This window comes from Streptomyces sp. NPDC056169 (assembly GCF_042268445.1).
In the GTDB taxonomy this organism is placed as follows: domain Bacteria; phylum Actinomycetota; class Actinomycetes; order Streptomycetales; family Streptomycetaceae; genus Streptomyces.
Genome location: NZ_JBHJUO010000002.1, coordinates 72664 through 81304 on the forward strand (window position 1 = coordinate 72664; position 8641 = coordinate 81304).

Annotated in this window: 6 protein-coding genes; 1 reads left to right on the plus strand and 5 read right to left on the minus strand. The window is 71.5% G+C overall.

The genetic code is table 11. From position 1 onward, the window contains the following. Positions 1–106: 106 nt before the first annotated feature. From ACFC0G_RS03055 to ACFC0G_RS03075, 5 genes are read right to left on the minus strand one after another with little or no spacing between them, the layout of a single operon-like run. Positions 107–865, minus strand: coding sequence for a thioesterase II family protein (locus ACFC0G_RS03055; protein ID WP_376396293.1), 759 nt, complete (start codon positions 863–865; stop codon positions 107–109). Then, positions 862–2031, minus strand: coding sequence for a 50S ribosomal protein L11 methyltransferase (locus ACFC0G_RS03060; RefSeq protein WP_376396296.1), 1170 nt, complete (start codon positions 2029–2031; stop codon positions 862–864). Before ACFC0G_RS03060 ends, ACFC0G_RS03055 begins: the two co-directional genes overlap by 4 nt. Before the next feature lie 6 nt (positions 2032–2037). Next, entirely contained in the window at positions 2038–2307 is a 270-nt protein-coding gene (locus ACFC0G_RS03065) for a phosphopantetheine-binding protein (RefSeq protein WP_365781143.1), read from the minus strand. A gap of 14 nt (positions 2308–2321) precedes the next feature. Further along, the gene (locus ACFC0G_RS03070; protein ID WP_376396300.1) at positions 2322–5552 is read right to left on the minus strand and encodes an amino acid adenylation domain-containing protein; all 3231 of its coding nucleotides are present in this window, start codon (positions 5550–5552) and stop codon (positions 2322–2324) included. Beyond that, positions 5539–6846, minus strand: coding sequence for a cytochrome P450 (locus ACFC0G_RS03075; RefSeq protein WP_376396303.1), 1308 nt, complete (start codon positions 6844–6846; stop codon positions 5539–5541). The genes ACFC0G_RS03070 and ACFC0G_RS03075 overlap by 14 nt, the downstream gene beginning before the upstream one ends. Positions 6847–7087: 241 nt before the next feature. Here ACFC0G_RS03075 and ACFC0G_RS03080 point away from each other — a divergent pair, with 241 nt between their 5' ends. Then, entirely contained in the window at positions 7088–8419 is a 1332-nt protein-coding gene (locus ACFC0G_RS03080; protein ID WP_376396306.1) for an MFS transporter, read from the plus strand. Positions 8420–8641 lie beyond the last annotated feature (222 nt).

Consider the following 8641-nt stretch of genomic DNA (forward strand, 5'->3'; position numbering starts at 1 on the left):
TGTCTGCCTGCTTGCCGGTGCGCGCACGCGGAAGCGGTGAAGGGTCCCCACGGATGCCTGGTGCGTTCCGTGGAAGCCCTCCACCACCTGGGGGCCGCGCGTGGTCTCAGACCGGCAGCGGCTCGGACACGGCGTGGACGAGACCGGCAATCGCGTCGAGCACCGCCTGGCTGGTGTCGGTGTCGAGGAGGAAGAAGTGCCCGCCGGGGAAGACCTCGACCGTGCATCCGCCGGTGGTCAGCTCCGCCCACTCGCCCAGTTCGCTCACGTCGATGTCCGGGTCCTCGCTGCCGCCCAGGACCAGGAGCCGCTCCCGCAGGACGCCTCCGGCGATGACCTCCGCGGTCCGCAGGTCGAGTGCGGCGTCGCTACGGAACAGCTGGAGCAGCCGATCGCGCCAGAACGCGTCGCGGACCAGCTCGGGACGGGTGTTGCCGACCCTGGCGAGGAAGGAGACGATCTCCTCGTCGCTGAACCCCTGCAGGGCGGAGCGCCCGGCGGAGCGCGGCGGGCGCCCGCTGAGGACCAGCCCCTCGCAGGATCCGGGATGTGCCAGGGCGAAGGCCACGGCCAGTCCGGCACCCATGCTGTGGCCGAAGAGATACGTGGGCAGTTCCTCCCGTGCCGCCAGTCCTTCGGCGACGCCGCTCACGATCTCGGCGACCGTGGTGGCCGGTGGTTCCCCGAAGCGGCGCTCGCGCCCCGGCAGGGCGGCGCCCAGCACCTCCACCGTCTCGGGCAGCCGGTTGAGCAGGGGGCGCAGGGACGTCGGGCCCGAGGCCCCGTAGGGGAAGACGACCAGCCGCGAGGTGGGGCTCCCGGTCGGTTTGCGCAGGGGGAATATCCAGTCCGGTGCCTTGGTCATGGGAATCTGGACCCTTCTGTGGAGGAGGTCCGCAGCGCGACGAGCACCGGCACGACGGATCCGGTGCCTCGTGCGGCCAGGGCGGACAGCAGTTGCTGCGCGTGGGCGGTTCCGGACGAGAGCAGGCTCTGCCTGTCCAGCCGTCGGTCCTGGAGCTGGCGTTCGGTGACCCGGAGGTACGGGGAGTCGACCTCTTGGACCGTCACATCGGCGGCGTGGGTGCCGGTCAGCCAGCCCTCGACGACCTCGCGGGCCGACCCGGCCGACCGGGGCACCTCGACGACGGTCAGTACGTGCGCGGTGCCGCCGGGGCGCAGGACGTACGGGGCGACGGCCGCGGTCCGCCGGAGCACCTGCCGTGCCGTGCTCTGGCCGAACTCGCCGGCATCGCTCTCGATCCGCGGCATGGTCGGACTGTTGAAGACGAGGCTGCCGAACCTGCCGGTGTCGCCCAGCTCTGCGCGGCCGAGCGCGGTCGGGTCGGTGAAGTCCGCGACCGTGAAGCGGACGTCGCGTCCGTTGAGGAGGGCGTTGGCCCTGGAGAAGCGGACGCTGCGCGGGTTGAGGTCGAATCCCGCGACCCGGCCGCATCCCGGGCCGGCGTTCAGCGCCAGGAATCCGCTGCCGCACCCCACATCGAGGAGCGACCCGTCGATCCGGTCGACCGCGTCGAGTGCCAGCAGGCTGGACGCGTGCGGCGGCATGGCGAGTTCGGCAGCGTCCCTCGTCACCACCTGCTGCGGAGCCGGGTTGTCGAAGAGCCGGTCGGACAGGAAGAACCGGGAGCGGTAGGGGGTCAGGGAGGCGGTGCCCAGGTAGTGGTCGCCGGACCTGGTAAGGAGGGCGAGTTCCTGGAGCAGGTCGGTCAGTTCGGGCTTGAGCGCGGCGTGCACCCACAGGTCGGGCACCGCGCGGTTGAGGAGGAACAGGGACGTCAGGACGCTCGGCGGCGCGTCCGCCGGGGCGGGGCGCGTGTGGTCACTGAAGAAGGCGTACCGGGCGGGATTGCTCAGCAGATGCCCGGAGCTTGGCGCCCGGAGCAGCCCGGCTGCCCGTTCTTCGCCGTACTCCGCCTCCCGGAGAAGGGCGGCGACCGAGCGCAGGGCTTCCCCCGCCTCCCGCGAGGTGAACACCGGGCCGTCGGCGAGGCTCCTCGCAGCGGTCATCGGCGATCACCCCGCCTGCGGGGTCGCGAGCCGGTTCTCGGCGATGAGCCCGGCGATCTCCCGCAGCACGGGGTGGTCGTAGAAGGCGTCCAGGGGCAGGACTCCTTCGCCGAAGGCGTCCTCGACCGAGGCGATCAGCCGCATGGCCGCCAGCGAGGTGCCGCCGCACGAGAAGAAGTCGACGTCCGCGTCGTCCACCCGCAGGCCCAGGCCGCGGCAGGTGGCGACGACCCATCGTTCGATGTCATCGGCGGTGTGCGTGTCACGTGTATCCATGTTCCGGTCTCTTCTCAGGTCGAAAGGGCGTGGTCGTCGGCGCGGAGCAGCGCGGCCAGTTCGTTGATGGTGGAGAAGGCGTAGAGATCGGCGACCGTGAGGCGCCGGTCCGGCAGCGCGTTGTCGAGGATCGTGTGCACGCGCACCAGGCTGAGCGAATCGCCGCCCACGTCGAGGAACCAGTCGTCGGGTCCGAAGTCCCGGTGCCCGAGCACCTCGTGCCAGGCCTGGGCGATGATGTCCTCCATCGAGGCGACACCCGTGCAGGGCAGCTCCTGCGCCTGCGCCTGCTGCTGGTCCTTCTCTTCCAGTACGCGGCCGGGGTGCGCCGCCTGTTCCGGCGGGGTGGCGGCGGTGCCGACGGGGGCGGCTCCCGCCGTCAGCGCGGCGATGTCGATCTTGCCGTTCTTCGTCATGGGGAGCTCGTCGACCACCGTCCACAGATGCGGGACCGAATAGGCGGGCAGCGTGCGGGAGACGAAGGCCCTCAGCGCGGCGGCCTGCGGGGTCACGCCCTGCGGGGTCACGGCGGCGAGGATCTGCTTGTCGCCGTTGCCCACGGAGACCACGACGACGGTGGCGTCGTGCACCTCCGGGTGTTGACGCAGGAGCCGGGCCACACTGTCGGGTTCGATCCGGAAGCCGCGGACCTTCACCTGGCTGTCGCGGCGTCCGTGGAAGCGCAGGTTACCGTCGGCGTCCCAGCGCGCGAGGTCGCCGGTGCGGTAGAAGAGACGTCCGTCGTCGTCGGTGCCGAACGCGCGAGCGGTCTCGTCCGGCATGCCCACGTACCCGAGGGCGACTCCTTCGCCGAACGCGACCAGTTCGCCGATTCCGCCCGGTGGCACGGGGCGCCCCGTACCGTCGAGGATCTTGATGCCGGTACCCAGGATCGGCCGCCCGATCGGCAGGGCGCCGCCGGTGACGCCGGTGAGGTCGTCGATGTGGTGGGCGGCGGTGATGGTGGTGTTCTCGGTGGGCCCGTAGCCGTTCGTCACCCGGATTCCCGGACAGGCGCGCACGATGGCCGCCACGTGCGGAGGAGAGATGACGTCGCCGCCGGTCATCAGCTGGACGAGACCGCGGAAGGCGTCCGGACGGAAGTCCGCCACCAGCCGGAAGAGACCGGACGTGAGGAACATCCCGGTGACCTCGCGCCGCTCCAGGAAGGTCGCCAGTGCGTTGGGGGTCACATGGGCGTCGGGGTGGACCTCGATCGTTCCGCCCGCCAGCAGCGGGTAGAAGATCTCGATGGTGGAGGCGTCGAACGCCAACGGGGCCAGGCGGACGTAGCGTTCGTACGCCCTCGCAGGGAACAGCTCCGTGTCCAGGGCGAGTCTGACGACGCCGCGGCAGGGAACCATCGCGCCCTTCGGGACCCCGGTCGTACCGGAGGTGAAGGCCACGTACGCGGCGCGTTCGGGGTCCGCCGGTGCGGCGGCGGGCGCCAGTCCCGTCCGCGGCGGGTCCGCGGGATCGACGACCGCCATCGCGATACGGCCTTCCGTGGCCGGCCCCAGCGCCGCGAGCCCGTCGGCTGTGCCGAGGATCACCCGTACCCCGGCCCGTTCCAGGATCGACGAGGTCGTCCTGGCGGGGCTGCCGGAGTCGATGCCGACATAGGCCGCACCCGTCCGGAGAATCGCCAGGACGGCGATGATCTCCTCGATGGAACGGGGGGCGACGAGGGCCACCCGGTCGCCCTCACGGACGCCCGCCTCGCTCAGCAGGGCCGACTGGGCGGTGACGGCGGCCATCAGCCGACGGTAGGTCACCCTGCGGTCCGGGTCGCCGTCCCGGACGGCGACGGTGTCCGGACGGCGCTCCGCCGCTGCCTCGATCAGCTGCCACAGTCCCTCGGTGGGCTCGGTACCTGTGCCCTGCTCCCACTGGTCCAGCAGTCGGCGCTGGGCGCCGGTCACGGTGGTGATCGCGGCCAGCGGGCCTTCCGGGTCGGCGGCCATGTCGACGAGCGCGCGGTCGAAGCCACCGGCCAGCGAGGTGGCCTCGCCCGGCGTCAGTACGGTGGTCGCGTATTCGAGTTCGAGCGCGGCAACCGGATCCCAGGACATCACGTGCAGCATCGCGTCGTACATCGTGCCGCCGGTGTGGCCGATGCGGATGCTGAAGCGCACGTCGCCCGCGGTCAGCGTCGCGGGCAGTACGTCGTTCTGCGCGGCGAAGACGATCTGCGCCAGGGGGTTGCGGGCCGGGTCCGCGCCCGTCGAGAGTGCCGTGGCGATGTCCTCGAAGGGGACGTCACCGTGCCGGAAGGTGTCCCGCAGCGCCCGGGCCGTCAGCCGTAGGTAGTCCGCGACGCTCGCCTCTGCCGGCGTTTCGCAGGCGATCGGGGTGAGACCGGTAGCACCGCCGATGACCTGCATGGTGGTGCGGGAAGTCCGGCCGTTCGTCGGCACGCCGACCACCAGCCGGTTCTGTCCGGCGCGGCGGGCGACCGTCAGGGCCCAGGCCGCCAGGAGGACGACATTGCGGCTCACCTTCAGGGTGCTCGCCAGCTCGACGCATCCCGTCCGGGCCGCCTCGGTGAGCAGGAAGGGAACCCTGGCCCCCGTGAAGGCACGGGTCTGCGGACGCTCCAGATCACCCGGCAGTTCGACGACGGTCGGCCAGCCTTCGAGCAGGGCCGCGCGGGCGGCGACGGCTTCGGGAGCAACCCCGGTCCGCTCCGCCGCGACGAACACCTCCATGCCCGGCGCCTCGGCGTCTGCGGGGTCCCCGTCGGCGTATCCCTCGGCGATCTGCTCCCACAGCAGGCCGTAGCTCCAGCCGTCCAGCAGCACGTGGTGGGCGAGGACGGACAGCACCGTGCGCTCCGGTCCGGCGGCGGTGAGTACGAAGACCAGGGGCGGTTCGGCGTACGGTCGCAGCAGCTGCGGCGCCAGCGGGGAGATCAGCCTTTCGGCCAGGCCGACCACGTCCGTGCCCGGCGGCTGCGGCGGCAGTTCCTGCTCGATGACCTTCGGGCCCCGGGAGCGGGCCACCCGGCGGCCGACCATGCCCGTGTCGGCGTCGCGTGTGAAGACGGTGCGCAGCGCGGAGTTGCGCCGCACGACCCGGGCCAGCGCGACGGTGAGCCGTCCGGTGTCGAGCGGACCGGTGATCTCGGCACTGGTGAGCACGTGGAAGGGGGAGGGTCTGCCGGTCAGGGTGCCCTCGACGGAGAGCATTCCCTCCTGCACACGGGTCGCCCTGGTGTGTACGTCGTGTGACTCATCGGGAAGCACGGTGGCTGACCTCAACTCTCTCGTGGGCCGACGGAACGGACAGGGTGTCGAGTCCCCTCTCGTCCGGCGTGAAGTGGACGGGCAGGGAACTGAGCCCGGTCAGGAAGTTCGAGTGGAAGTGCTGGACCTCTCCGGTGACCTCGATCTCCGCGGCACAGGTCCGCAGCGCGTCGAGCAACGCGGTCACCTCCACCCGCGCCAGATGGGCGCCGAGGCAGAAGTGGGGTCCGTAACCGAAGGTGAGGTGCTTGTTCGGGGTACGCCCCAGGTCGAAGGTGTCGGGGGCGGCGAAGACGCTCTCGTCGCGGTTGGCCGAGGAGTGCCACACGGTGACGATGTCGCCTGCCTGGATCTCCTGGCCTGCCAGCACGACGCGGTTCAGTGCGGTCCGGCCGAAGTGCATGGTGGGTGAGGCCCAGCGCAGGGCCTCTTCGGCGGCCGAGTCGAGGGTGACACTGCCCTCCCGCAGGCGCCGCCATTGCCCGGCGTCACCGGCCAGCATGTGGACCACGTCGTTCATGGTGAGCCGGCTGGTCTCCTCGCCGCCGAGGATCAGGCTGTAGCAGTTGAGCACCACCTCGTCCCGGGTCAGCGGCTTGCCGTCCACGAGGCTGTTGGTGAGGACGGTGATCACGTCGTCGGTCGCGTGGCCCCTCCGCTGTTCCATGAGGTCGGCGAAGTACAGCAGGATGTCGCTGCGTGCGGCCCAGGCCTCCGGTACGGACTGGCCGGCCGTGTCGGAGCTGAGGGCGGCCCGGGTCCGCGACAGCAGGAACTCCCTGTCGCTGTGCGGGACTCCGAGCAGGTCGGAGATGGTGGAGATCGGGATGTTCTCCGAGATCTCGGTGGCGAAGTCGCACTCGCCCCGGCGTACCGCGTCGGCGACCAGCCGCCGGGTGTTGGCCCGCACGCGGCGGGTCACGCCTTCCATGGCCCGTGGCGAGAACGCCTTGAGCAGCGCGTTGCGCATCTGGCGGTGCCGGGCGCCGTCGGTGACCGCGCACATGCGGCCTGCCGCCGAATCGCCTCCGGCCAGCAGCGTGACGAGTACGTTGCCCTTCTCCGACGTGTAGTTCCGGGTGTCGCGGTACACCGTCATCACGTCCTGGTACCGGCTGACGACCCAGAAGCCCGGGCGGCCCTCGGCCCCGGGGTGCCGGTGGACGGGGCGCTCCCGGCGCAGCGTTCTCCAGTAGCCGCTCAGATCGGTTCCCGCGAACGTCTCGGGGTCCGTCAGGTCGACGGCGTCGAGGGACTCGTCGGGCCAGGTGGTTCCAGAAGCCTCGGCATGCACGAAGCGACCTCCGGTGCGTGGCATGCAGGGCGCATGCGGAAGGGAATCGCCGCCGGAATTCCGGTGGCTCGAAAGGGATGCGTCGATTGGAGTCCAGGGCCTGCCACCGCCGCCAGGCAGCGGACCGGCAGATTCGCGGCCGGTGAATTGCCCACGACCTTGCCCGCGCAGTGCCTGGCCGTGAACCGGTGCACTGCACAAGGCTCCTGGCGGAGCATCGTCAGCAGAAGGAGACCCCTCGATGGACCGGCCCGATGACAGAGCGCCCGATGACAAAGAAGTCGATGGCAGAGGAGCCGACGGCAAGGCCCCCGTCGTTTCGCTGTGGCGGAACACGGACTACCTCGGATGGTGGACGGGCAATACGCTCTCCGCGGTGGGGACGAGCGTCTCGTCCATCGCCTATCCGCTGCTGGCCCTGTCCCTCACCGGGTCGGTGACGAAAGCCGGGTTCATCGGTTCGGCGAATCTCATCGGGGTGCTCGTCACCACGCTGTGGGGCGGCGCGCTGGCGGACCGGGTGTCGCGCCGCGCCATCCTGGTGGCCGGGCCGCTCGTACAGGCGGCGGTCCTGACCGCGGTCGGCCTGTCCGTGCACAACGGTCGCATCAGCATCCCGCTGCTGGTCGTCACCGCGCTGGTGAGCGGACTGTGCTCAGGGGTCATCCTCGGTGCCAGTACGCCGTCGCTCCGGCGGGTCGTTTCCAAGGAGCAGTTGGCCACCGCCAACGGGCAGGCGATGAGCCGCGACATGGCCGCGCAGCTGGTGGGACCGCCCCTGGGCGGTGTCCTGTTCGGGCTCGGCCGCAGCATTCCCTTCTTCGCCGACGCGCTCTCCTTCGTCTTCGCCGCGCTGGGGGCGCTCAACATCCGGCGTCCGCTCGGGCCCGACCGGGCGCCGGACGGGCCGCGCACCACGATGCTCCAGGACGTCGGCCAGGGGATCGGGTTCGTCCGGCGGCATCCTTTCCTGCGGTTCGTCGTGGTCATGGCGTCCCTGCTCAACATGATCGACCAGGCGTTCCTTCTGCTGCTCATCGCCGTGGTCGCGCACCGAGGCGGCGGCCCGACCGAGATCGGCCTGGTCAGCGGTGCCGCGGTGGCCGGGGCGCTGGTCGGCGCGGTGTTCGCCTCCTCGGTCATGAAGCGGGTGTCCGCACGCCCTCTGCTGTGCGTGTCGGTCTGGCTGCTGACGGGTTCCTTCGCGCTCACGGCAGTGGTGCCCGAGGTGTGGCAGATCGGCGTGGTCGTCTGCCTGGCGGGGCTGACCGCGGTCCCCGTCAACGTCATCCTGCAGACGTACGTCATGCAGCTCGTCCCCGACGAACTGCTGGGCCGGGTGGCGGCGGTGAACCGGTTCGGGGCGTACTCGCTGGAGTGGGCCGGCCCGATGCTGGCCGGCGGTCTGGTCTTCGTGTTCGGAGTGGCGGGAGGCGTCCTGGCGCTTCTCGTCCTGCTGGTTCCGCTCGGTGTCACGGTCACGGCTTCCCGGTCGCTCGACATCCTCGCCACCCCGGTCAACGAGGTGAACGAGGCGACCGCAGAGCGGCCGTCCCTCCAGCCCGCGGCCTGACCGCGTGGCTCGTACCACCCGGTGGCCCGGTCGGGACAGGACGCTCGGGCAGTGGCCCGGTCGGGGCAGGAGCCTCGGGGCGGGCGCGAACAACCCCGTGGAGGGGGGGGCCCGGGGGGGGGGGCCCCCCCCCCGGCCCGGGGCAGGGGGGGGGGGGCCCCCGCACCGCCGGGGGGGGTGGGACGCGCGCGCGGGGTGGGGGGGGGGCGGCGGGGCGGGCGC